The organism is Pedobacter sp. GW822-FHT03F06 (genome assembly GCF_058801365.1).
The window spans coordinates 521,497-543,531 of the sequence record NZ_JBXANE010000003.1 but is presented as its reverse complement, the minus strand read 5'-3'; the positions used below and the strand labels follow the sequence as shown (position 1 = coordinate 543,531).

Sequence of the window (22,035 nt, the reverse complement as noted above, 5' to 3'; positions counted from 1 at the left end):
GACTTGGCGGGAAGCGGATTTTAAATCCGCAGTTAATGAACAATTTTTATTTATGATTTTACTCAAAAAACTGTCTCTTTCTGTTGCTTTTGCCCTTATGGCAATCGTTACCCATGCGCAAAATAAACAAGGTATTGATGTAGATGCATCGGGTGTAATCCGCTGGGAGAAAGATAAGAAGGAAGCTGCTTTTTTCGGTACCAATTATACCGCACCTTTTGCCTATGGTAATCGGGCCATTTTAAGAAGGGGCGTAACTGCCGAACAAGCCATAAAAGACGATGTTTATCATTTCTCGCGATTGGGTTTAGATGCTTTCCGTGTACATGTCTGGGATCAGGAAATATCAGATGCTGAAGGAAACCTGATCAATAACGAACATTTACGTCTTTTTGATTTTCTGCTTGCAGAGCTTAAGAAACGTAAAATCAAAACCCTGGTTACGCCAATTGCCTTTTGGGGAAACGGTTATCCGGAGAAAGATGAAAATACAGGAAGCTTTGCCAATAAATATGGTAAAGATAAATCTGTAGTAAATGAAGAAGCTTTTAAAGCACAGGAAAATTACCTGAAACAGTTTTTTAAGCATAAAAACCCTTACACTGGTTTAACCTACCAACAGGATATAGATATTCTAGCCACCGAGATCAATAACGAACCGCATCACAGCGGGCCAAAGGAAAGGGCAACCGAATACGTTAACCGCATGACTGCCGCTATAAAAAGTACGGGTTGGACAAAACCTGTTTTCTATAACATTAGCGAATCGCCCTGGTATGCTGATGCCATTGTAAAAGCAGCTGTTCAGGGGCATAGCTTTCAATGGTATCCAACAGGTTTGGTTGCCGGGCATACTTTACAAGGAAATTACCTTCCAAATGTAGCCCGGTATAAAATCCCTTTCGATAGCATTCCTGAATTTAAAAACCGGGCTAAAGTAGTTTACGAATTTGATGCCGGTGACGTAATGGCGCCGATTATGTACCCTGCAATGGCCAGGAGTTTTAGGGCTGCAGGTTTTCAATGGGCAACCCAGTTTGCCTACGACCCGATGGCAACTGCTTATGCCAATACCGAGTATCAAACTCATTATTTAAACCTCGCTTATACGCCATCAAAAGCAATCAGTATGTTAATTGCTTCGAAGGTTTTCCATCAATTTGGCCGTTTAGATACTTTAAACAACGGCAATACTTTTGGCCCGTTTAAAATTGATTACAAAAATTCGTTGAGCGAAATGAATACCGCTGAAGAATTTTATTATACCAATAACACCACCTCAAAACTAATCAATGCAAAAAAACTAAAACATATTGCAGGTGTGGGCAGCTCTAAAATTGTTCAATATCAGGGCAGGGGGGCTTACTTTATAGATCAGGTGGCTACCGGGGTGTGGCGCTTGGAAGTAATGCCAGATGCAATCCCCATCAGAGATCCTTTTGAAAAAGCTTCACCACAAAAAGAGGTCACTAAGATTATCTGGTCTACTTTACCAATCGATATCGATATTCCCGATCTGGGTGCTGGCTTTACAGTCAAAGGATTAAATCAAGGCAATACCTTTAATTCAGCTGCTGTTGAACATCGTTTTAGTGTTTCTCCTGGTGCTTATCTGTTGATTAAGAAAAACTTAAAAACCAATCTGAACGCTCAAAGCATTAGTCAGCATATAGCCTTAGGTGAATTTGTTGCACCAAAAGCTTCCAATGAGGCTATTTTTGTTAAACATGAGGCTTTAACAACGGTTTCAAAAGATATAGCCTTACCAATCAATGCACAAATTACAGGCTTAGGTGCAAAAGATTCAGCATTTGTTCAATTGAATGCTGCCAACCGCTGGAAAAATATTCCGCTAGAAAAAAATCAGGAATACCAATATCATGCAACAATTCCGGCCGAACTGGTGAAAAATGGTGTGCTGAAATATCAGATCATCGTTCATAAAGCAAATGGCGATTACATCACTTTTCCGGCAAATGTAAAAGGAAATCCCAATGTATGGGATAAGCTTGAAACGGAAAGTTACCAGACCTATGTGGCCGCTAAAGATGCCATTGTAGAAATTTTCAATGCAGGCAAAGACGGCAAAAATATCAATATCTATAATCCTGATTGGGGAAACAATAAAATTGAATATGTTTCAGAAGAAAATCCATCGGTACTGAACCTGAAACTCTCCATGGGTAAGCCAAAAACTAATCAATTGATGGGGTTTCAAAGCTTCTTTGCTGATAAAATGGCTGGGAGGTCTGCAGAATTGAACAATTTAAAAACATTGGTGATCAAGATTAAAGCAAATACCGAAAACACAAAGATTAAAATCGGTTTAGCTGATACTGATACACATTTCTTCGCGACAGAAATTCTCGCCGGAAAAGATTTTAAATTGATAGAAATCTCTTTAAATCAGCTTAAAAACGATGCGCAATTGTTGCTTCCACGTCCTTATCCGGGTTTTTTACCACTTTATTTTCAATCACCAACTCAAGCTGTCTTTAGTTTGAAGAATGCTGAAAAACTTGAAGTTACATTTGGTTATGGAAACCCCACTAAACCAACTCATATTATTATCGAATCTATCTATTTAAAATAACCATCAATTATATGTTCCGATTGAAGAAAATACTTTTTACCATTTTTATGGTTAGCCTGGCTTATTTAAATGCCTTTGCACAACGAACCGAAATTTTACTTGATGAAGGCTGGAAATTTTCAAAAGGAAATTTTCCGAATGCTGCCGAGGCTACTTTTAATGATACCCGTTGGGAAACGGTTGCTGTTCCGCACGATTGGGCCATTAGCGGACCTTTTGATAAGGAAATAGACAAACAGGTAACCGCCATTACTCAGAACGGCGAAAGCAAGGCTACTGAAAAAACGGGTAGAACAGGAGCCTTACCGTATATTGGAGAAGGCTGGTACCGAAAAAAAATTAATCTCCAGGCGCTTAAACCAAACCAGAAAGTGCTGCTTCAGATAGATGGCGCCATGAGCGAACCTCGTGTGTACCTCAACGGGAAACAGGTTGGACAATGGAATTATGGTTACAATTACTTTTATATAGACATCACTAACGACTTAAAAACAACCGGTAATTTATTGGCTATCCATCTTAAAAATATGCCAAAATCCTCTCGTTGGTACCCTGGGGCAGGTTTATACCGCAATGTGCATTTAATCATCAAAGACGAAAAAAGCATCGAACAATGGGGGATTACAGTAACAAGCCCAATAGTAAAGAAAGAATTTGCCAAAGTGAATATCAAAACAAAATTAACAGGTAAAGGTGTTCGTTTGGTTACGCAGATTTTAGATAGCTTAGGTAAGCAGGTGGCTATTGATACAGCAAAATCGATCTTTGGAAACGAAGCCGATCAAAATATAGCAATCAGCAATCCCAAACTTTGGAGCCCCGAAAGACCTTATCTGTATACTTCCGTATCGAAAGTATATGAAGGGGACAAATTGAAAGATGTAGTGAAAACGCGATTTGGGATCAGAACGATTAATTTCAGTGCAGGAATAGGATTTAGCCTCAACGGTCAGGTAAGAAAGTTTAAAGGCGTTTGCCTGCACCACGATCTTGGTCCGCTTGGCGCTGCGATTAATACCGCTGCATTAAGAAGACAATTAACGATTTTAAAAGAAATGGGTTGCGATGCCATCAGAAGTTCGCACAATATGCCCTCGCCTGAGCAATTGGAACTGTGTGATGAAATGGGATTCATGTTCCTTGCCGAAAGTTTTGATGAATGGGCAAAAGCCAAGGTAGAAAACGGTTACCACCTTTATTTTAATACCGATGCCGAAAAAGATATTGTAAACCTGGTACAGGCCAATAAAAATCACCCTTGTATTGTGATGTGGAGCTCAGGAAACGAAGTGCCCGATCAGTTTGGTTCAGAAGGTGTTAAAAGGGCTAAATGGCTTCAGGAAATTTTCCACCGAGAAGATCCTACACGTCCGGTTACCGTAGGGATGGATCAGGTGAAGGCAACCATGCAATCGGGTTTTGGTGCATTGATGGATATACCGGGTCTAAATTATCGGGTACATCTTTACGAAGAAGCCAATAAGGTTTTTCCACAAGGCTTTATTTTGGGATCTGAAACAGCCTCAACGGTAAGCTCCCGTGGGATATATAAATTTCCGGTTGTAAAAGGATTTGATAAACAATATCCTGATTTTCAGTCTTCTTCTTATGATCTTGAATATTGTAGCTGGTCTAATGTACCTGACGATGATTTTGTGATGCAGGACGATAAACCATGGGTAATCGGAGAATTTGTTTGGACAGGTTTCGATTACCTTGGCGAGCCAACCCCTTACGATAGCAGTTGGCCATCAAGAAGTTCTTATTTTGGGATTTCTGATCTGGCTGGTTTACCCAAAGACCGTTATTACCTGTACAGAAGCCGTTGGAATAAAGCTGCGCCAACATTACATTTACTGCCACATTGGAACTGGGAGGGAAGAGAAGGTCAAACTACGCCAGTTTTTGTATACACCAGTTATGATAGTGCCGAACTTTTCTTGAATGGTAAAAGTTTGGGTGTACGTAAAAAAGATAAATCAACACCCCAAAACCGCTATAGGTTGATGTGGATGGATGTAAAATACGAACCAGGAACCTTAAAGGTTATAGCTTTTGACAGCAATGGAAACCCCGTAGCCGAAGAAAAGATAACTACAGCAGGTAAACCTTATAAAATTGTGTTAACACCGGATAGAAAAGAGATTACGGCCGACGGAAAAGATTTGTCTTTTATAACCGTCTCAGTAGTTGATCAAAACGGTATACCTTGTCCAACAGCCACCAATGCTTTAAACTTTGAAGTAAAAGGAGCGGGGACATTTAAAGCGGTTTGTAATGGCGATGCTACTTCTTTGGAATCATTTGTAAAACCAACCATGAAATTATTCAGCGGAAAACTGGTGGTGGTGGTACAATCAGATATGAAAGGCGGGACGATACAATTAAATGTTAAAGGAAAAGAATTAAAGAGTGAAGGTTTGGAAATTGTTTCCCTAAAGTAATCTTTCATATCAAATATATCTTTATTTAGTATATAAAGTTGAAATTAACAGATTTTTGGTTCAAATAATTGATTTTAAGTGTGTTATTGATGGGTAATTGTCATTTTAGTTGAAAAATTATCATTAAAAGAGCTGCATTATGCAGCTCTTTTGTTTTTTATTGGTTTTTAACGCGAATTGTATAGGTCCTGTTACAATTAATCTTATTTGGAATAATTTTTTAAATTAGCATATATTAAAAAACCTGATAAGCTTATGGAAAATCTAAAAGAAGAAACCAAAATCAAAGCTTTCCTCACCAGGATAAAAGCAGAGTGGCCAGGAGTGGTAGAACGCTTTGAGTTTAAAACAGGCAGTGTGATTTATGTTCATTTAAAGGAAGGCATATCGAGTATGGATTTTCTCGGTAAACTTTCCAGACAGGTAGAACGTTTTGTCGATTTTAGTATGCCAATTATCTTGTATCATATTGAGAGTGACGGTATGAACTTAAGGTCGCACCCAATTAATTGGTATTCTTCCATTACGCAAGGAAAATCTTTTTAATGCTCATAAACATTCGTGGTTAATACCTTTAACTGTAAAATAGTAGCCATAATCTTTACAGTTGTAAATCTTTTTGTGCATAATTCGCAATTTTGTTTGCCAGTAATTTTGGTTTTTGGGTTTTAATCCTATTTTTGGTTTTTAATTTAAAAACATCCAGTATAATGAAAAACGGAACAGTAAAATTTTTTAACTCAGAAAAAGGCTTTGGCTTTATTAAAGAAGAGAGCGGATCTGAGATTTTTGTGCATGCATCAGGCCTGATTGACGAAATCAGAGAGAATGATACAGTTGAATACGAAGTTCAAGAAGGCAAAAAAGGCCTTAATGCAGTGAAAGTAAGAGTTGTTTAATTCTTCCCCAAAAGATTTTGAGCAGGATTTAGTCCTGCTTTTTTTTGCCTTTATATTTTGTATTTCGCCATCGAAACGGGGTACATCAATAACTGAACAAAAAGGTTGAAAAAATTTCCTTCTCATTTCTAGCTGATTACCAATCTGACCCGCTTTACCCGCTATCTATATAGTTGTTTTCTGAATTGGATTTTTATTTTTGCTAATGTCGATCAAGTCGACCGGAACCAAACAAATTAAATATTTTTGCAACTTTCTATTTTTTCAATTCAGGAACCTGTTATAAACGACAAACCTCTTGATCGGGGTACTTTTATGGCTGCGGCACAGTTTGTAACGGCACTTAATTTTGCGGGCGAATTTGAGCTCTTAAGTTTATCGGCCATGAATACACAGGTTGGAGCAGCTAAAAAGGGCGGACTGGTATTTGTACGTAATGGAAAGTTGAAAATGCATCCCGAAATCTACGATCATTTATCCCTGATATCGATATCTTCCATCTGTGCAGGAAGTGTTTATTTCCACGGCCGTGATAAAATTGCAGCAGAAATTGTAAATCTCCCTTATAGCGATGGACTTTTAAACTTAGAAGGCGCTGAAGAGGATTACATGGCATTTAAACGTTTATGCAGCCCTGTTTCACGTTTTTTTTTGCTTCAGGCTAAAAAAGTACAATGGTCTGCAATCTTATCTACATTTAGGTTTTTTATGATGGAAGGCGTTTGGGATGTGGTTAATTTTGTTGCCCATGCACTGCATCAGGCTGATGCAGATGTACTCGCCTGTGCGCAGCTTTTAGAAAGCATGCAAAAACAAGAATGGTACACTGGTTTTTGCCAGTCGCTACAAAATTTCCACGCCTCTCGTTATCCTTTGAGTAAAGCAGGTTTAGAATCAGAACTGCCAGAAATGGCCTAAATTATTTCAGGTAATTTTCTAATAAAACACTTATTTCATCTCCAATAGCTCTATTGCCCATATTATTGAGTTTTTGTTGCGAAGAATTGTGCTTTTCGATGTATGTAGCCTCTGTTTTATTGAATTTAAGATAACCCTGCTCAAAATAACGTTCTTCAATTTCGGTAGAAGAATCCATCGATCTGAACCATAGTTTAATCAGTGATCCTGTAATTTTATCAAAGTAAAGCCAGTGGTAGGTCGCTTCTGCATCTGCATTGTCGGGCAGACCTAGACGTTGAATTTCTAGAATAGCAGTATCAGAATTTTGGAAAAAGTATAAAATCTTATATTTAGACGACATGCCGCAAAAATAGGACTTAATTTTTTATCACAAAAAACATTTTTGCTGTTTAGATTTAATATTTGTTGGTTTAAACGAATTCGTCTTTCCCGCGCAGGCGGAAATCTTAATGCAAAATAAAGCTATTGCTGAGGCATTAAGATTCCAAACAAGTTACTACTAATAGATTCTAAAAATCAGTCGCCATTTCGACCGCAGTGGAGAAATCTTTAAACAATGTTTATGGAATAAATAGGTAATAGATTTCTCTCCCGAAGGTTCGGGACTGCGCTTCAGTCGAAATGACGATTTAACTCAATCTAATGTTTCTCACCTTTAATCACCTTAAATAAATGCAAAACCTGAGGGAATAGGGCGTCCATGCTTTCTTCTACACCACTTTTTGAGCCAGGGAAGGTAAGCACCAGTGTTTCTCCGATAAAACCTGCTACACCGCGCGAAAGCATGGCATAAGGCATGCGCTCCTGTCCGTAACGTCGGGCAGTTTCCATAATTCCATCGATAGGGCGTTCAATTAAAGGAGCAATGGCTTCTGGAGTTACATCCCGGGGTGAAAGACCGGTTCCTCCGGTAAAAATGATTAAATGGTAGCCGCCTTGGCTTAATTCGCTGGCTTTATTGCTGATGATATTCATTTCATCGGGTACGATTTCATACTTCCCGGCATTGATATCCCATTGTGCTAATCTCGAAATAATCGCTTTGCCAGCGCTATCCTGAGCTTTGTTTTCGAAAATAGAATCCGAACAAACTACAACAGCAGCTTTTAACTCAGGGAATCTGGCATTTTTAAGGTCTGATTTTCCTCCCGATTTTTTTAAAAGCTTAATGTTTTCTATTTCAACGCCTTTATCAATTGGTTTTAACATATCGTACATGGTTAAAGCCGTAACCGAGGCACCATGCATGGCTTCAACTTCTACACCTGTTTTGTAAATGGTATGTACTTCAACCGTAATAATGATGGTTAACCCCACAATTTCGTAGGTAATAGCGGTATACTCAACAGGAAGCGGGTGGCAATCCGGAATTACATCACTGGTTTTTTTTACGCCGAATAGGCCTGCAGCACGGGCAAATTCAAATACATCGCCTTTGGGTATTTTACGCTGTTCAATAGCATCAATGGTCTCTTGTTTCGATACCTTTACAGTAGCGGTTGCAATGGCAATCCTTAAGGTGTTGGATTTTCTTGTGATGTTTACCATATTAAATATTTTCTTTCCACTGATGGGTTTCGTCTTCGAATATTTCTTTTCCCCAGATCGGTAATTCTGCTTTTAACCGGTCTACCACTTCACTACAAGCAGCCATTGCCGGTTTACGGTGTGCCGACGAGGTGAAAACAAAAAGGCAGATTTCGCCTATTTTAACTGTGCCCAAGCTATGATAAATATGCATGCAATTAAGCGGATATTTTTCGAAAATAGCCTCCCTGATCTGCTGCATTTTTTCGAGCGCAAGGTCCTTATAGGCCGTATATTCAATCGCAGCAACAAATTTGCCTTCAATTTCATCTTTTCTTACCTGTCCCATAAAAATACTATGGCCACCAATAGCTGTTTTGCTGTTGTGTTTGGCAATACTGTCGGCTATAAAAGCAGGTTCGATCGGGCCATCTACAAATATGTTCTTTATCTTTTTTTCGCTCATTTTAGGGTTTGAGAAAATGATCTCTCCATTTTACAATACCACCTTTTAAACTGTATATTTTTTTTGCATCGCCATATTTTTCCTGCATGGCTTCTGCTGCGGCTACACTTCTGATACCATGCTGACAGATCAGCACTACATGTTTTTGGTAAAATTCTTTGCTCATAAAGGCGCCAAACTCCGACATTGGTACCTGCGTAAAGATCTGTTTATCCAATATGGGTACTTCGTGCCTTTCTCGTACATCGATTAAAATTGTCGATTCTAACTGCTGAAGTTTAACCAGTTCGCTGGCATCAATTTCTATATATCCCTGCGGTCCTTCGCTCGTATCCTGATAATCCATATTTAAAAATTCATCAACAGTTTTGGGCAGGGTATAACCGCCTCCATGACTGATGTTGATGGTGTATTGTTCTTGTGTAAGTAAGTTGTAACTTAAAATTTTATTGGTAAGCGGTTGCCCGATTTTGGCAATCAATTTAATGGTTTCTGCGGCTGCCATGGTACCCAATATACCCGGCAATACACCTAGAACGCCATTTTCGGCACAATTTGCTACTTCTCCTTTATCGGGCGGAATGGGGAAAAGATCGCGATAATTGGTGCTGGGGGTTAAATGATCAGGAGTGTTAAATATGGCCAGCTGACCCTCAAAACCTGAAACTGCAGCAAATATAAGTGCTTTGTTCAATAATGCACAGGCATCGTTAATCAGGTACCTGGATTCGAAATTGTCTGTACCATCCAATATGTAATCGTATCTGGATAGAATATCGAGAATATTGTTTTTCTGCAAACGGATCGGGTGGCGGATAATCCCGATCTGGGTATTCATTTCCTGCAGGCGTTTTGCTGCAACCTCTACTTTCAGTTTTCCAATATCAGCGGTTGTAAAAAGAATTTGCCTATGTAAATTGGATAATGAAATGGTATCGTCATCAACAATACCAATATGGCCAATGCCGGCAGCAGCGAGGTATTGCAAGGCAGGACAGCCCAAACCACCAGCACCAATTACCAATACTTTTGCCCTTAAAAGCTGCTGTTGTGCTTCCTCTCCAAATCCCTTAAGGATAATCTGCCTGTTGTATCGTTCTGCACTCATATCGTTTATCCCCCAGAAAAAGGTGGCATTATGGCTATTGTAGCATTGTTGGTAATTTCGGTATTTTCCTGAACGATATTTTTGTTCAGGGCAAGTTTATATTTCATGCTTTTTAAGGCAGGAAACTGGTTTTCGAGGTACTGTTTAAAAGCATCGGTATCAGCAATGCCATCAAGCTCAATATTTTGATTGTTGATAAACTCGGCAATCTTGCCAAAACTGATCAATTCGATTTTCATCTGTATATTTTGTTTTTTATCGGTGATGAAGCTATCATGAGCATATTTTCATCAGTATATGTTTGTTTTTTAATTGTTATGAAGCTATCATGAGTTTATATGCATTTCTGTTGGTGACTTGTAAACTCATGATGGTTTCACAAGTTTCTATTTGATTTTTGTGTTCAAGCGCTCGCAGGCTCGGTTTATTACCGTTTGTGAGTGTTTGCTCATGATGGTTTCATGCTGCTAATTTACCTGTAAGATGCTGATTTTACTCAATCCTTTTACAAATCTTCTTCCGGTAGCGAAATCGCTTGGCGTAATAACGGCGATATTTCCCTTTTCAGCCTTTGCAGGATCGGTATCATAACCTGTTAAAACCAATATCTGATTTCCCGTAGGCGAATTAAAAATTTCGTTCCACGAGTACAGCACTTTATAATTATCAGTTGCAGTAAAAACCAGAAAATATTCACTTAATGTTTTTGGTGAAGCAGCATCTATTTCTACTTTGGCCAAAATATCTTTCAAAAGCACACCTTTAATGTTTTTGATGCTGCTTTTACGCTGCATCAAGTGGTTAAAAATCGTCATACTATCCAAACTAACGGATTTATAAGCACTTAAATTGTCTAAAGTGATTGTTAATGGCTTTTTAACCTTTCCTTCGATTACAAATTGCTTGATTTCTTGAGCACTCACAGTAAAACTTAAAAATAATAAGGCGATGATCAGGTATTTCATGTTATGCATGTGTAAAAAGTAATTTATAAGCGGCCAGCGCCAATACACAGGCCAGCACATTTTTTAAAACGGTTTGCGGAAATTTTAAGGCACCAAAATAAGCGCCGCAAATGCCGCCTACGAAAGCTACGCCAACATAAGCAAGCATGTGGCTGTTAAATTCGAAACCCTTAATCAGCTGGCCGCCTAAACCAGCAACCGAATTAACAAAGATGAAAGCTGCACTAATAGCTGCGGTCTGTTTTTGATCTGTCCATTTTAAAAGCAACAGGATAGGAGAAAGGATAATGCCGCCGCCAATACCAATCATGCCCGAAAGTAAGCCGATAATACCACCAATGGCAAGCGATAACGGAATATTTGATGGTTTGAAATCTTTTGGATCGGTATTTTTAAAGAAGAAAAAACGGATGACGGGAATGAGCAAAAGCACACCCAAAATCTTTTTGTAAATGGAACTTTCGATTACCATCATACCGCCCACAAAAGAGAGGGGGATAGAGGCAAGCGCAAAAGGCCAAAAGGTTTTCCACTTGAAATGGCCGCCACGGTAAAACTGGATAAAGGAAGTGGAGGAAACAAACAGATTGAGTAATAGCGCAGTAGGTTTCATGATGGCTGGAGAAATGGCAAAAATAGCCATCAGTGCAAGGTAGCCGCTTGCTCCGCCATGCCCTACTGATGCATATAAAAAGGCAACAATAAAAAGTAAGCAGTAAAAGAGGATAAAACTTTCTTGCATGGTTTAGTTTGGTAAAATCATTACGGTTAGGCTGTCGCTTTTTTTAAATTGCTCTTGGGTTTCATCAAGGCAGATCAGGCAATTGGCCTGTGCAAATGAGCTTAATCGGTACGATTCCTGTGCACTGAGCGGGGTAACCAGCCCATTTTCGTATTTGCCTTTCAGGAAATGTGTTAGCCCTGCAGCTTTTGAATAAGGATGTGTAAGTGCTGCCTGAACCTCAATTACACTATTGCTTTTATGCGATAAGGATTTGATGGATGGCAATACGTAATTATAGTAGCAACTGAGTACAGATGATGGGTTACCTGGAAGTCCGAATATTAATTTTTGATCTTTTGTGCCAAAAAACAAAGGTTTGCCTGGTTTCTGCTTTACCTTATGAAAAATCTGTTTGATGCCACAATGTGCAGCGGCTTCGATTACAAAATCATAATCGCCTACACTTACACCTCCGGTGAGCAGCACAACATCGCTGTTTTCTATTGCTGTTTGTAATACTTTTTTAAGGATCTCGAGATCATCATCGGCTTTGTAAACGGCAATTTGTTCAATGCCTTCATATTTTAAAGCTGCAGAAAGCGAATAGGAATTCGATTCATATACCTGCCCAAATTCGAGTGTTTTTCCTGGTTGTTGTAATTCTTTCCCTGTTACAATAATCGAAATCTTTGGCATGGGATAAACACTAACTTCGTTAATACCAATCCCAGCCAGAAAGCCAATAGCCGCAGGACTGAGCAGGCTTCCTTTTTCCATCGCCAATGCGCCTTCCTTAATTTCTGAACCTTTATCGCGTACGTTCAAGCCAAGCTTTAAATTGGGATCTTGCAAAGTGATTTTCTCATCTGTACGTGTGATTTTTTCCTGCATCACCACAGTATCGGCACCTTCCGGTAAAGGAGCACCTGTAAATATCCTGCTGGTCTGGCCATTTTGGATGGTAATAGTTGTTGCTGTTCCTGCGGCCATTTCGCCGATTAAGGTGAGCTCTTGTTCGTGATCTTCAAACTTAATGGCATAACCATCCATGGATGATTGACTAAATGCAGGAATATCGTATTTAGCATAAATGTCAGCTGCAAGAATGTGTCCCGATGCCTTGGCCAAATCAATTGAAATGGAATTTAATGCTATGATGTGTTGAGAAATGAGGTCTTTTGCTTCTTTAACGCTAATCATGAAAATTTTATCCTCCAATGGTAATCATACTTCTGTTTTGAATGGTAGTGGCATCAATTTTTTCGAAATCGCTTACCAGTTGCCCACCCAAGGCTTTCTTTTTGCTCCAAATGGCCGATTGAATTAGTGGGAGCACCTCTTCATTTTTCCGCAATGCCGTAAGCAGATCGGTTTCACTATCCGAAAAAAGGCAGTTTTTGAGTTTGCCATCTGCTGTTAATCGCATGCGGTTACAGGTATCACAAAAAGGATTGGTCATGGTGCTGATAATGGCAAACGAACCTTCATGACCAGGAATCATGAAACTTTTGGCTGTATCGTGTGCTTCTCCTTTAACAGGTAATACGGTGAAATCTTTTTCAACCACGGATAGGATTTCATCTAAAGAGAACATCTTATTGCTCGTCCACTTGTTTCCGCTAAAGGGCATAAACTCAATAAACCGGATCTGGATGGGATTATGTTTGGTCCAACTGATAAAATCGCCGATCTCATTGTCGTTAAGGCCTTTCATCACCACCATATTTACTTTCACCTTGATTTTATGCTGTAAAAGCAGTTCGATATTACTCCGTACCTGATGGAAAACATCCCTTCGGGTAATCATAAAGAATTTTTCTGGCTGAAGGGTATCTAAGCTGATGTTGATGGTTTTAATCCCTGCTTCTTTTAATACAGGCAACATTTCGGCAATACGGGTTCCGTTTGTGGTAATGACGAGCTCGACTGGAAGTTTACCCAATGTCGCAATAATTTGAGCTGCATCTTTTCGCACTAATGGTTCACCACCTGTAAGCCTGATTTTTTTTACGCCATTGGCCACAAAAACTTCTGCCAGTTTAATAATTTCGTCGGTTTGCATGAGCCGGGAGGCAGGAGTGAAGTCGTACTCTTCTTCAGGCATGCAATAAAAGCAGCGAAAATTGCAGTTATCGGTAAGCGATATCCGCAGGTAATCGTGTATTCTTCCAAAAGAATCTGCTATCATTGCTGGCTAATTAGATTGTTGTAATCTGTTTCTGTATCAATATCAATTTCTCCGTGTTCGAAAACAACTGTTTCTACATCCAGAGGGTACTGTTTGAGTATCTTTTTTGCTCCTTCTGCTCCTGTGAGCGATAAAAGTGACTCAAAATAATCTTTTCTGAAGAGGACAGGAGTTCCTATCGTTTCGGCATAGGTACTGGCAATTATATTTTTACCTTTTTCTCTCTGCTTTTCTATTAAGTTATTAAAGTTACTCATTTTTATAAAAGCCTGGTCGGCTACAGCAATAATGATACTTTCAATTTCGCTATTATTTTTGATCATAGTTGAAAGTCCGGCTACAATGCTCGATGCCATTCCATTTTCCCAACTTTCATTAATAACGAAATTAACCTGATCATTGTGGTGCTGGCTGGCTATTTCTTTAGCATTTGCACCTAAAACAACGAGAATAGGTCTGCAGCTTGTTTCTAAAGCTTCATTTATTACGGTTTGTAAGAGCGTTTTTCCTTTGTAATCCAAAAGCTGTTTTGGTCTTCCCAAACGAGAGGAACTACCTGCTGCCAATATGATAATGCCCGTTTTCAACGCTTAGTTATTTTTTAATTCGTAAACGTGGATTGGTTTTTTCTTCTCTTTTAAAAACATGGCCGAAGCACCTGTAAAAACAGATTTGATTTCGGCGAGGATAGAAATGGCGATTTCTTCTGCCGTTTCTGCACCAATATCCAGTCCAATCGGACCATGCACACGTGTTTGGTTTGCCGGCGTTGCCATATAAAGTTCTTCTAACATCCTGATTAGCTTTTTCTTTGGCCCTAATGTACCAATATAGGCTGCGTTTGTGGCTAATAAATATTTAAGTAGTTCGAGATCATAATTGTAATTATGGGTCATCAATACAAAAGCCGTTTGTTCATCTATCTGAATTTGAGCTAATACATGTTCGGGTTTGCTCACCAAAACTTTGGTTGCGTTTGCAAAACGTTGTGGCGTAGCATGGGTAGGTCTTCCATCTATCACCGTTACTTCCCAGCCTAAAAGGTACGCCATTTCGGCTAAAGGCCGTGCATCATTGCCTGCACCGGCTATAATTAATGAAATTGGGGGTTGGATAAACTCTAGTAAGGCATCAACCTGCTGGTTGTCAATATTATACGCTTTAATTGCCGTGGTTTTATGTTCAGAAACTTCAAGGATATCTTTAATTGTTTCATTGAAGATCGCTTTAGGGATTTTGGATAGAATAGGTTCATTTCTAAAAAGCATACTAGTACCCAACTGCAGCTTATCTGTTAGGGAAAAAAGTGTTGCTAATACTGCATGCTCCCTTTTGCCTTGCAATGCGGTTAAAATAGCAATTGGATTTAAGCCATCCATTTCTATGATGGGTTCGAACAGAATATGTACAATACCATTGCAGCCCAGCTGAACGCCAAATTTGGCATCATCTTCATCGGTGGTATCGTACGTAATGAGCTTGTTTTCTTGCTGTACAATTGCCGAAAGTGCTTTTCGCAACGCATCGCCTTCTAAACAACCGCCACTAATGGCACCTGTTAACTGGCCATCTTCAGTAATCAGCATTCTGGCGCCGGGCCTGCGGTAAGAGGAACCCTCTACCTTAACTACCGTTGCAAGGGCTGCTTTTTTCTTTTCCTTCTTTGCTTTTTGATATGCCTTTATGATATCGGTAATTTCTTTCATTAGGGGTTGATGCAATAGATGATGCAATTTAATGATAATCTATTACAAATAGCCAAGCAAAAGGAAGATGTACCCTTTATTTGTGCAGTCAGATGTTACCATCTGACTTATAAAGTAAATTCCAATGTTGAATTGCAATAGCAACTCCAATGCTTATTATCTCTGAAAACGAAATTCAATAGGTTGTATCATAATATAGATTTGTCATCCTGAGCCTGTCGAAGGACCCGCTTAAATACGCTTTAAGGTATTTCGACAGGCTCAACATGACAGCAACTGAGGTGAAATCGCCTTTATGATATACCCTCCCACCAGCATATGATATCCATAATAATTGACGGAAATTTAAATGTTAGGCTTAAAAAGGCTCGGAATGAAAAATTTCGAGGTTAATACAGCGCAAACCAATACTGTTAAAGAGTTCAGTGATTTCTTTTGTCCAATCTCTTGGCGAATCTACTCTGAGGATTTTATCAGAATCCCATAAATCGATATTCCATTTAATTTCTTTGAACTGGCTGTTCAGCAATGGGCTGATTACGTTTAACTCGTTATCCGTGGATACATTTGTTTTGAAAACGGCTATCATATAGAAAAGTTTTTAGGTTTGTTGGAACTGTAGACGTACAACTTTAGAAATTACTTTAAATAGGATTGGATTTTTTTTATCTTTTTATTTGAGCTAATCTGTTTAGCCGTTTTAACGATACGGGCCCTGCTAAAAAAAATAATTTGTAAGGATGTTTCATCCCATGCGACAAAGTAATTATGGAGTATATTTATATTAGATAATAGCAAAAGATGCAAAACGAAACGGAAAAGGAAGATACAATCAAGAACCCTCATTCAGACCCACTGCATTGGGTAGAAAAATATGCCGATTACCTGTACGGCTTTGCGATGTCGAGAATACGAGATGAAGATGTGGCTAAAGATTTGGTTCAAGATACCTTTTTGGCAGGTTTGCAAAGATTAGACGGTTTCGAGGGTAATAGTAAAGAGAAAACCTGGCTAACAGCAATCCTTAAAAATAAAATAGCCGATTTTTATCGAAAACGTTCTTCCCATTATTTAAAAGTAGGAAGTGCAGAAGATACAGTTCAGGGGTTTTTTGATGCGGAATCAGGGCATTGGACGGAAAAAGATTATCCCCGGGCATTTGGTTTGGAAGTAGATAACCCTTTAATGATGAAAGAATTAGGTGCTGTATTGAACGATTGTTTGTCCAAACTTCCCGGCTTATGGTTTTCTGTATTTTCGATGAAACATATGGATGATCTTGCATCGGAGCTGATCTGTACCGAATTAAAACTCAGCACAGCTAATTTCTGGGTGATTATGCACCGCACAAAACTTAACCTGAGGGCTTGCCTTCAAAAAAACTGGAACTGATATGACGAGTGCGCTAAAAAATATAATCTATAACTGTAAACAAGCTACTTTTTTGATCGAAAAAAGAATTGCCGGAAAAATTACGGCTGCCGAAACACTACAATTGCATGTACATCTGGCAGGTTGTTCTGTATGCAAAATTTATCAGCAACAAAGTATATTGATTAATAAGGTATTTGTAGGGTTTAAAAACAGCGATTTTAAACTGGATGATGCCTTTAAAAAAACGTTAAACGAGAAGATTGAAAAAGAAATAAATAAAAATTAATTTTAACTGTAAGGTTAATGCTGCTGGTTCGACTAAGAGGGAAAAACATAAAGACAAAATGAAAAGGATTATCTTATTTACAGCGTTAGCGCTTGTATTATCACTGCAAACAAAAGCACAAGAGGGTTTAAAAGAAGGTGATAAAGCGCCCATGTTTAGCGGAATGGATCAAAACGGTAAAACCGTGAGTTTGAAAAGTGCACTTAAAGCACACCGTTCTGTGGTATTATTTTTTTATCGCGGTCAATGGTGCCCTTATTGTAATAAACACATTAAAACGCTGCAAGATTCTTTAAGTTTATTAAGTGGGAAAGATGCTTATGTGATCGGTGTTACGCCTGAAACCAAAGAAAATATCGATAAAACCATTAAAAAAACAAGCGCTGGTTTTTCTATCCTTCAGGATAAAGACGATGAGATTATGAAAGCCTACAACGTTAACTTTATGATGGACGAGGCAACCTTTACCAAATACAAGGGCTATGGTATAAATTTAGAAGACAACAATGGTAATACCCGACATACTTTACCCGTTCCTGCAACCTATATCATCGATCGTTCAGGTAAAATTAAGTATGTTCATTTTGATCCCAACTATCAAAAAAGAGCCTCTGTAAAACTTTTGCTTTCAAAACTTTAGGTAGAGTATAGTATCATTTTTTTTAGTTATGGGGTGACATTTTAAACAAAATTTAGATGATCAATAGGCTACATCCGTTTTTGTTTGGAAATGAAAGGGGCGTAATTCTTGACTGACTGCAGCCCTGCTTTTGGTACAAGTCCCGATGCTAATTTAGTGCCGATTTATCGGTAAAGAATCGGGAGCTTTCCCCGTCAATCAGGTTAATGAACAGCGTTTTGCACCTTGCAACCCCAAAAATGAAATGCTGTTTTAGCCATTTAGCCCTGGGTGAAGTGTTATCCTGCAGGCTGAGGTACGAAGCCGAAGTGTAAAAGCGTAACACGGGTACCAATTTGCCTAACTGCACAGGTATTGCGCTCCAAAAATAATTTTTTTGGCTATTAGTTTGTGTAATTTCTTGAGCAACAAGGTGTTATTGAATGTGTGATAATCTCTTTGAGATCAACAACCTTGTTTTTTCTCAATAATGCCCTTGTTATAGGGATCCACTGTTTTTTGGCTCCAGATAGCTTCATCCCATTTTCACCCAATATGGTATCAATTCCCTGTGCAGCTTTGGCAAGTAAGCCAATACAATGTTCTAAGTTTACTTCCGTGTAAAATCATCCATTAACTTCATCGTAATCAATGCCTCTTCACCGCTACATGCGTTTTCTCCTTTGTTTAAAAAGTAATCAACTACTTTTTCGATCATAGGTTGTTGCACATGCTGCAAAGGCTCAAATATAAATTCTTCCGTTTGATGGGTAGTAACCGTGACTTTATTGCCAAACATGGGGAAACTGATGTGGCCTTTTGAGCCATAAATCATGCAACTATCGGCCTGGTCTTGTGGCGAAACGGAGAAACACCAGGTACCGCTGAACACAACTCCATTTTCGAAAAGGATATTTCCTGCAACCAGATCATCCACCTTGGTGTTTTCCTGTTGTCTGGTGGCGATGCCCATAGCGTTTTTAACTGCACCGAAATAATAAGTCATCAGATCTAATTGGTGAGGAGCCAGATCATGAAATAAACCACCACCAGAAATGGCTGGATTGATCCGCCAATTATCAGCTGTTTTGGCAATTAGCACAGGGTTTGGCGACTGGAGCATTTTTAAGCGGACTAAACGAACATCACCAATGGTATTAGCAGCCAGTAGTTCTTTAACTTTTAAGAACATTGGTTGGGCACGGCGATAATGCGCCACACAGAGCTTCACCTTTAGCTGATTGGCTGCATCAGTCATGCGTTGAGCAGCTTCAGCATCTAAAGTCATGGGTTTTTCTACATATACCGGCTTACCAGCTTTTAAGGCCTCTATGGTGTAAGCTTCGTGTTGGAGAGGTGGGGTAGCAATATAAATGGCATTAACTTCCGGATCGTTGATCAGTTGAGCAGCATCATTATACCATTTGGGTACCTGATGCCGTTTGGCATAATCTGCTGCTTTGGTACCATCGCGGCGCATTACGGCCACCAATTTAGAATTGGCTACCTTATTAAATGCTGGTCCGCTTTTTACTTCGGTCACATCTCCACAACCAATAATGCCCCATCTGATTTCTTCCATTGTATAATCTATTTGAAAGCTGAATTTAGAAAATATTGTCTGGAAACTATGCTCAATCGATAAAAGCTTTGTAAAAAAGAAAAGGGATTCACTTTGGGAGTGATCCCTAATCAACTAACCAAACAAACTATTCCGGAAACCACGTCGGAATCAATTTATAAACGAAAGAATTAGGAGATTGTTTTGCCGGGTTTGTTTATTTAGTGTGTTTTTTTTAAAAAAAGAAAAATAAAACCTTTATCAGGAATATAGCCTCGCTTTTTTTAGCTTTGTACCATGCAAAATCTTTCCAAGAAACTTCAGATTGATCTTATAGAACTTAAGGCAAAATATGCCTTTATTATGGATGAACTTGAAGTAACATTTGCAGATGCTTACCTGTCGAAATTGCAAGCTAAACAACGCCTGGCCGAGCAGATGATGATAGAAATGGAAAGGATACTTACCGGTGAGGCCGGAGAGCATGAAAACTAACCCATTAAGATAAAGAGATGGTTTTTGATATTAACCTTAAGGTAAAGAAGCACTATATTATATTATTAATCTGAAACCGTAATCCCGTAGCTGCCCAATTTATGGGGAAGTTAAACATGGGTATATTCGGACCGAAATTTAAATTTTATAATACTGCCTGGTTTTATTTATTTAACCAATATGAAATTATACTCCTTTTTAGTACTAGGTATTTGTTTTTTAGGTGCTTGTTCACCAAAAATCAGCAAACAAGCTGAATCGAAAAGTGATCATGTACTGCGCGTAATGTCTTATAACCTTCACCATTGTAACCCGCCATCAAAAGAGAAAGAAGGCCTTATTGATATTGATGCCATTGCAAAAGCGATAGCACAACAAAAACCTGATCTTGTGGCTTTACAAGAGGTAGACGTGAATACCAAAAGATCGGGCACTATTAACCAGGCCGTTTTGCTGGCCACCAAGTTGAAGATGAATTTTTATTTTGGTAAAGCGATAGATCACGATGGGGGTGACTATGGCGTAGCTATTTTATCGCGCTTTCCTCTGTCTGCACAGCAGACTTTTATGTTACCTAAAAATAATGATGCCAAAGCAGAACAAAGAGTTTTGGCCATTGCAACTGCCGAAATTGCCAAAGGAGTTTTTATCCGCTTTGCTTCAACCCATCTTGATGCGCAACGCCAGGAAGATAACCGTATCCTTCAAGCTAAGGAGATTAATCGGTTAACAGCAAAAGAAACCCTGCCGCTAATTGTTGCAGGTGATCTGAACGCCGATCCAAGTTCCGAAAGCATTAAAATATTCGATTCGAATTTTACCAGAACATGTAGCGATTGTGGTTTTACCATTCCTGTGATCAACCCACGGAAAACCATTGATCATATAGGTTTTAAAACCGGAAATTCTTTTAAAATTATTTCCCACGAAGTTATTCCTGAACGCTATGCCTCAGATCATTTGCCTATCGTTGCCGTGCTCGAATTGAAAAAATAGCGAAACCATACGATTTACGCTACCTCTTTTTTAAAGCAGGAGGTATGCTGAAGGTGGGTTTTTTGTTAGCATCTTTAAAGTCTACTTCCATAAAGTAGCGCTTTTTTTTAACGATGTAATTTTCAATAAACCATAAAATATCAGGCAGGTTTTCCACCATTGGAGAACCTGCTATTTCGTGCCCCATATCTTGCACATACTGAAAGTAATACGGATACCCGTTTTTTCTGAAGGTGCGTGCAAGATACCTGGAACCAAAAAAGCCCCTGTTAAGTAACCTCACTTTGTTGTAGGGAACAAGTTTATCAGCTGTGCCGTGGAAAAGCATTGTAGGTGCTGGTGGTATGGCATATTTTGGTGCACCATGATAACTTAATATTGCCCCCGCGAAAGAAATTACACCTTTATATTGAAAATGCTGTGGAAGTTTAGCCGATAACGCTGTCGCATTCCGCTTGTTATAGTCGGCATGTAGAGCAGTAATAGCGCCCGCACTCGATCCCGATAGGATGATCATAGCCGTATCTATACCGAGTTCTTTTGCATTTTTAAGCAGATAAGCTGTTGCGTCGAAAACATCAGTCGTAGCAGTATCAATAGCTGCTTTTAAATTTGAAGTATTAAATGGACTGGGAAATTTCTTTCCCTTAAGGCCCAGTCGATAGTCAACAGACACTACCTTAAAACCATGACCTATCAAAGTATTAAAGTATTGATCAAATAACTTGCTGTCTCTGTGGCCCATTACAAAGCCGCCACCAAATACAAAAAGCACTGTTGGCTTAGTTTCTGTTATTTTACCACTGTAATAAATATCTAACTTTAACGTGCCTGAATCAGTTTGCGAAAATATTTTAGTGTCTACACGAAATTTTTTATCCTTGAGTACAATTTGCCCTATTGAAGATAAAGAGCTGAATAAAAGCGTCAGGAACAGCAAGCTTAGCGGGTATACTTTGTTATTGGGCATCATCTATTTTTTAGGAAGAGGTTCGCTACGAGCCAAATGTGATCGGCTTTGATTTCTAAGCTAATTTATTGCATTTTCAGCTCAAGTGCAATAAAATACACCATATATTCTACACTATCGATTAATTTTAAATTTAAACATTAATTTAATCGGTTATAACTGCAATTGCACTTTTTTTGTAGCCGTTTAGCCT

Annotated in this window: 24 protein-coding genes; 10 read left to right on the top strand and 14 right to left on the bottom strand. The window is 38.9% G+C overall.

The window, feature by feature from the left end:
* Positions 1-52 precede the first annotated feature (52 nt).
* The 5 genes from AC1RJ8_RS07615 to AC1RJ8_RS07595 all read left to right on the top strand — a co-directional run bounded on the left by AC1RJ8_RS07615 (position 53) and on the right by AC1RJ8_RS07595 (position 6,854).
* On the top strand, positions 53-2,593 hold the full coding sequence (locus AC1RJ8_RS07615; RefSeq protein WP_492952878.1) for a membrane or secreted protein: 2,541 nt from the start codon (positions 53-55) through the stop codon (positions 2,591-2,593).
* A gap of 20 nt (positions 2,594-2,613) precedes the next feature.
* A complete protein-coding gene (locus tag AC1RJ8_RS07610; protein WP_492952879.1) occupies positions 2,614-5,037 on the top strand; it encodes a DUF4982 domain-containing protein in 2,424 nt (807 codons plus the stop codon).
* A gap of 255 nt (positions 5,038-5,292) precedes the next feature.
* On the top strand, positions 5,293-5,583 hold the full coding sequence (locus tag AC1RJ8_RS07605; RefSeq protein ID WP_057933358.1) for a hypothetical protein: 291 nt from the start codon (positions 5,293-5,295) through the stop codon (positions 5,581-5,583).
* A gap of 164 nt (positions 5,584-5,747) precedes the next feature.
* A complete protein-coding gene (locus tag AC1RJ8_RS07600; protein ID WP_025142821.1) occupies positions 5,748-5,936 on the top strand; it encodes a cold-shock protein in 189 nt (62 codons plus the stop codon).
* Between the two features lie 246 nt (positions 5,937-6,182).
* Entirely contained in the window at positions 6,183-6,854 is a 672-nt protein-coding gene (locus AC1RJ8_RS07595; RefSeq protein WP_492952880.1) for a hypothetical protein, read from the top strand.
* Between the two features lies 1 nt (position 6,855).
* Here the strand turns inward: AC1RJ8_RS07595 and AC1RJ8_RS07590 are convergent, their stop codons facing one another.
* From AC1RJ8_RS07590 to AC1RJ8_RS07535, 12 genes are all read right to left on the bottom strand, one after another.
* Complete coding sequence (locus AC1RJ8_RS07590; RefSeq protein ID WP_057933355.1) at positions 6,856-7,197, bottom strand: hypothetical protein; 342 nt, start codon at positions 7,195-7,197, stop codon at positions 6,856-6,858.
* Between the two features lie 299 nt (positions 7,198-7,496).
* Complete coding sequence (moaCB, locus tag AC1RJ8_RS07585) at positions 7,497-8,405, bottom strand: bifunctional molybdenum cofactor biosynthesis protein MoaC/MoaB (protein ID WP_492952881.1); 909 nt, start codon at positions 8,403-8,405, stop codon at positions 7,497-7,499.
* A 1-nt stretch (position 8,406) separates the two neighbouring features.
* Positions 8,407-8,850, bottom strand: a complete 444-nt coding sequence (locus AC1RJ8_RS07580; RefSeq protein WP_492952882.1) for a molybdenum cofactor biosynthesis protein MoaE — start codon at positions 8,848-8,850, stop codon at positions 8,407-8,409.
* A 1-nt stretch (position 8,851) separates the two neighbouring features.
* Positions 8,852-9,958, bottom strand: coding sequence for a ThiF family adenylyltransferase (locus AC1RJ8_RS07575; RefSeq protein WP_492952883.1), 1,107 nt, complete (start codon positions 9,956-9,958; stop codon positions 8,852-8,854).
* A 5-nt stretch (positions 9,959-9,963) separates the two neighbouring features.
* Positions 9,964-10,197, bottom strand: a complete 234-nt coding sequence (locus AC1RJ8_RS07570) for a MoaD/ThiS family protein (protein ID WP_492952884.1) — start codon at positions 10,195-10,197, stop codon at positions 9,964-9,966.
* A 228-nt stretch (positions 10,198-10,425) separates the two neighbouring features.
* Positions 10,426-10,923 carry a molybdopterin-binding protein gene (locus AC1RJ8_RS07565; RefSeq protein ID WP_492952885.1) on the bottom strand — a complete coding sequence of 166 codons (498 nt, stop codon included), beginning with the start codon at positions 10,921-10,923 and terminating at the stop codon, positions 10,426-10,428.
* Position 10,924: 1 nt separating this feature from the next.
* Positions 10,925-11,665 (bottom strand): sulfite exporter TauE/SafE family protein, encoded by a 741-nt coding sequence (locus tag AC1RJ8_RS07560; protein ID WP_215126643.1) that lies wholly within the window; start codon positions 11,663-11,665, stop codon positions 10,925-10,927.
* A 3-nt stretch (positions 11,666-11,668) separates the two neighbouring features.
* Positions 11,669-12,847, bottom strand: a complete 1,179-nt coding sequence (locus tag AC1RJ8_RS07555; RefSeq protein ID WP_492952886.1) for a molybdopterin molybdotransferase MoeA — start codon at positions 12,845-12,847, stop codon at positions 11,669-11,671.
* Positions 12,848-12,854: 7 nt separating this feature from the next.
* Positions 12,855-13,835: a GTP 3',8-cyclase MoaA gene (gene moaA / locus AC1RJ8_RS07550; RefSeq protein WP_492952887.1), complete on the bottom strand. Its 981-nt coding sequence runs from the start codon at positions 13,833-13,835 to the stop codon at positions 12,855-12,857.
* Positions 13,832-14,422: a nucleotidyltransferase family protein gene (locus tag AC1RJ8_RS07545; RefSeq protein WP_492952888.1), complete on the bottom strand. Its 591-nt coding sequence runs from the start codon at positions 14,420-14,422 to the stop codon at positions 13,832-13,834. The genes moaA and AC1RJ8_RS07545 overlap by 4 nt, the downstream gene beginning before the upstream one ends.
* A 3-nt stretch (positions 14,423-14,425) precedes the next feature.
* On the bottom strand, positions 14,426-15,541 hold the full coding sequence (locus AC1RJ8_RS07540) for an XdhC family protein (protein ID WP_492952889.1): 1,116 nt from the start codon (positions 15,539-15,541) through the stop codon (positions 14,426-14,428).
* 358 nt (positions 15,542-15,899) lie between these two features.
* Complete coding sequence (locus AC1RJ8_RS07535; RefSeq protein WP_036669980.1) at positions 15,900-16,130, bottom strand: hypothetical protein; 231 nt, start codon at positions 16,128-16,130, stop codon at positions 15,900-15,902.
* A 212-nt stretch (positions 16,131-16,342) separates the two neighbouring features.
* Here AC1RJ8_RS07535 and AC1RJ8_RS07530 point away from each other — a divergent pair, with 212 nt between their 5' ends.
* The 3 genes from AC1RJ8_RS07530 to AC1RJ8_RS07520 are packed head-to-tail and all read left to right on the top strand — an operon-like array spanning position 16,343 to position 17,841.
* On the top strand, positions 16,343-16,933 hold the full coding sequence (locus AC1RJ8_RS07530; RefSeq protein ID WP_492952890.1) for a sigma-70 family RNA polymerase sigma factor: 591 nt from the start codon (positions 16,343-16,345) through the stop codon (positions 16,931-16,933).
* Between the two features lies 1 nt (position 16,934).
* Positions 16,935-17,201, top strand: a complete 267-nt coding sequence (locus AC1RJ8_RS07525) for a zf-HC2 domain-containing protein (RefSeq protein ID WP_492952891.1) — start codon at positions 16,935-16,937, stop codon at positions 17,199-17,201.
* A gap of 58 nt (positions 17,202-17,259) precedes the next feature.
* The gene (locus AC1RJ8_RS07520) at positions 17,260-17,841 is read left to right on the top strand and encodes a peroxiredoxin family protein (RefSeq protein WP_492952892.1); all 582 of its coding nucleotides are present in this window, start codon (positions 17,260-17,262) and stop codon (positions 17,839-17,841) included.
* A gap of 589 nt (positions 17,842-18,430) precedes the next feature.
* Here the strand turns inward: AC1RJ8_RS07520 and AC1RJ8_RS07515 are convergent.
* On the bottom strand, positions 18,431-19,402 hold the full coding sequence (locus tag AC1RJ8_RS07515; RefSeq protein WP_492952893.1) for a Gfo/Idh/MocA family protein: 972 nt from the start codon (positions 19,400-19,402) through the stop codon (positions 18,431-18,433).
* A gap of 276 nt (positions 19,403-19,678) precedes the next feature.
* On the opposite strand from AC1RJ8_RS07515, the gene AC1RJ8_RS07510 reads away from it, so the two are divergent.
* Together AC1RJ8_RS07510 and AC1RJ8_RS07505 are read left to right on the top strand one after the other, a co-directional pair.
* The gene (locus tag AC1RJ8_RS07510) at positions 19,679-19,876 is read left to right on the top strand and encodes a hypothetical protein (protein WP_057933338.1); all 198 of its coding nucleotides are present in this window, start codon (positions 19,679-19,681) and stop codon (positions 19,874-19,876) included.
* A 180-nt stretch (positions 19,877-20,056) separates the two neighbouring features.
* Entirely contained in the window at positions 20,057-20,872 is an 816-nt protein-coding gene (locus AC1RJ8_RS07505) for an endonuclease/exonuclease/phosphatase family protein (RefSeq protein ID WP_492952894.1), read from the top strand.
* Between the two features lie 19 nt (positions 20,873-20,891).
* On the opposite strand, the gene AC1RJ8_RS07500 is transcribed toward AC1RJ8_RS07505, so the two are convergent.
* Positions 20,892-21,845, bottom strand: coding sequence for an alpha/beta hydrolase (locus tag AC1RJ8_RS07500; protein WP_492952895.1), 954 nt, complete (start codon positions 21,843-21,845; stop codon positions 20,892-20,894).
* Between the last annotated feature and the right edge of the window lie 190 nt (positions 21,846-22,035).

Bases quoted from the DNA above. Each gene is read 5' to 3' on its own strand.
- AC1RJ8_RS07615 (WP_492952878.1), top strand. From the start codon at position 53: ATGATTTTACTCAAAAAACTGTCTCTTTCTGTTGCTTTTGCCCTTATG.
- AC1RJ8_RS07555 (WP_492952886.1), bottom strand. From the start codon at position 12,847: ATGATTAGCGTTAAAGAAGCAAAAGACCTCATTTCTCAACACATCATA.
- AC1RJ8_RS07510 (WP_057933338.1), top strand. From the start codon at position 19,679: ATGCAAAATCTTTCCAAGAAACTTCAGATTGATCTTATAGAACTTAAG.
- AC1RJ8_RS07560 (WP_215126643.1), bottom strand. From the start codon at position 11,665: ATGCAAGAAAGTTTTATCCTCTTTTACTGCTTACTTTTTATTGTTGCC.
- AC1RJ8_RS07515 (WP_492952893.1), bottom strand. From the start codon at position 19,402: ATGGAAGAAATCAGATGGGGCATTATTGGTTGTGGAGATGTGACCGAA.
- AC1RJ8_RS07565 (WP_492952885.1), bottom strand. From the start codon at position 10,923: ATGAAATACCTGATCATCGCCTTATTATTTTTAAGTTTTACTGTGAGT.
- moaA (WP_492952887.1), bottom strand. From the start codon at position 13,835: ATGATAGCAGATTCTTTTGGAAGAATACACGATTACCTGCGGATATCG.
- AC1RJ8_RS07500 (WP_492952895.1), bottom strand. From the start codon at position 21,845: ATGATGCCCAATAACAAAGTATACCCGCTAAGCTTGCTGTTCCTGACG.
- AC1RJ8_RS07525 (WP_492952891.1), top strand. From the start codon at position 16,935: ATGACGAGTGCGCTAAAAAATATAATCTATAACTGTAAACAAGCTACT.
- AC1RJ8_RS07600 (WP_025142821.1), top strand. From the start codon at position 5,748: ATGAAAAACGGAACAGTAAAATTTTTTAACTCAGAAAAAGGCTTTGGC.
- AC1RJ8_RS07570 (WP_492952884.1), bottom strand. From the start codon at position 10,197: ATGAAAATCGAATTGATCAGTTTTGGCAAGATTGCCGAGTTTATCAAC.
- AC1RJ8_RS07605 (WP_057933358.1), top strand. From the start codon at position 5,293: ATGGAAAATCTAAAAGAAGAAACCAAAATCAAAGCTTTCCTCACCAGG.
- AC1RJ8_RS07590 (WP_057933355.1), bottom strand. From the start codon at position 7,197: ATGTCGTCTAAATATAAGATTTTATACTTTTTCCAAAATTCTGATACT.
- AC1RJ8_RS07520 (WP_492952892.1), top strand. From the start codon at position 17,260: ATGAAAAGGATTATCTTATTTACAGCGTTAGCGCTTGTATTATCACTG.
- AC1RJ8_RS07505 (WP_492952894.1), top strand. From the start codon at position 20,057: ATGAAATTATACTCCTTTTTAGTACTAGGTATTTGTTTTTTAGGTGCT.
- AC1RJ8_RS07535 (WP_036669980.1), bottom strand. From the start codon at position 16,130: ATGATAGCCGTTTTCAAAACAAATGTATCCACGGATAACGAGTTAAAC.
- AC1RJ8_RS07580 (WP_492952882.1), bottom strand. From the start codon at position 8,850: ATGAGCGAAAAAAAGATAAAGAACATATTTGTAGATGGCCCGATCGAA.
- AC1RJ8_RS07575 (WP_492952883.1), bottom strand. From the start codon at position 9,958: ATGAGTGCAGAACGATACAACAGGCAGATTATCCTTAAGGGATTTGGA.
- moaCB (WP_492952881.1), bottom strand. From the start codon at position 8,405: ATGGTAAACATCACAAGAAAATCCAACACCTTAAGGATTGCCATTGCA.
- AC1RJ8_RS07530 (WP_492952890.1), top strand. From the start codon at position 16,343: ATGCAAAACGAAACGGAAAAGGAAGATACAATCAAGAACCCTCATTCA.
- AC1RJ8_RS07540 (WP_492952889.1), bottom strand. From the start codon at position 15,541: ATGAAAGAAATTACCGATATCATAAAGGCATATCAAAAAGCAAAGAAG.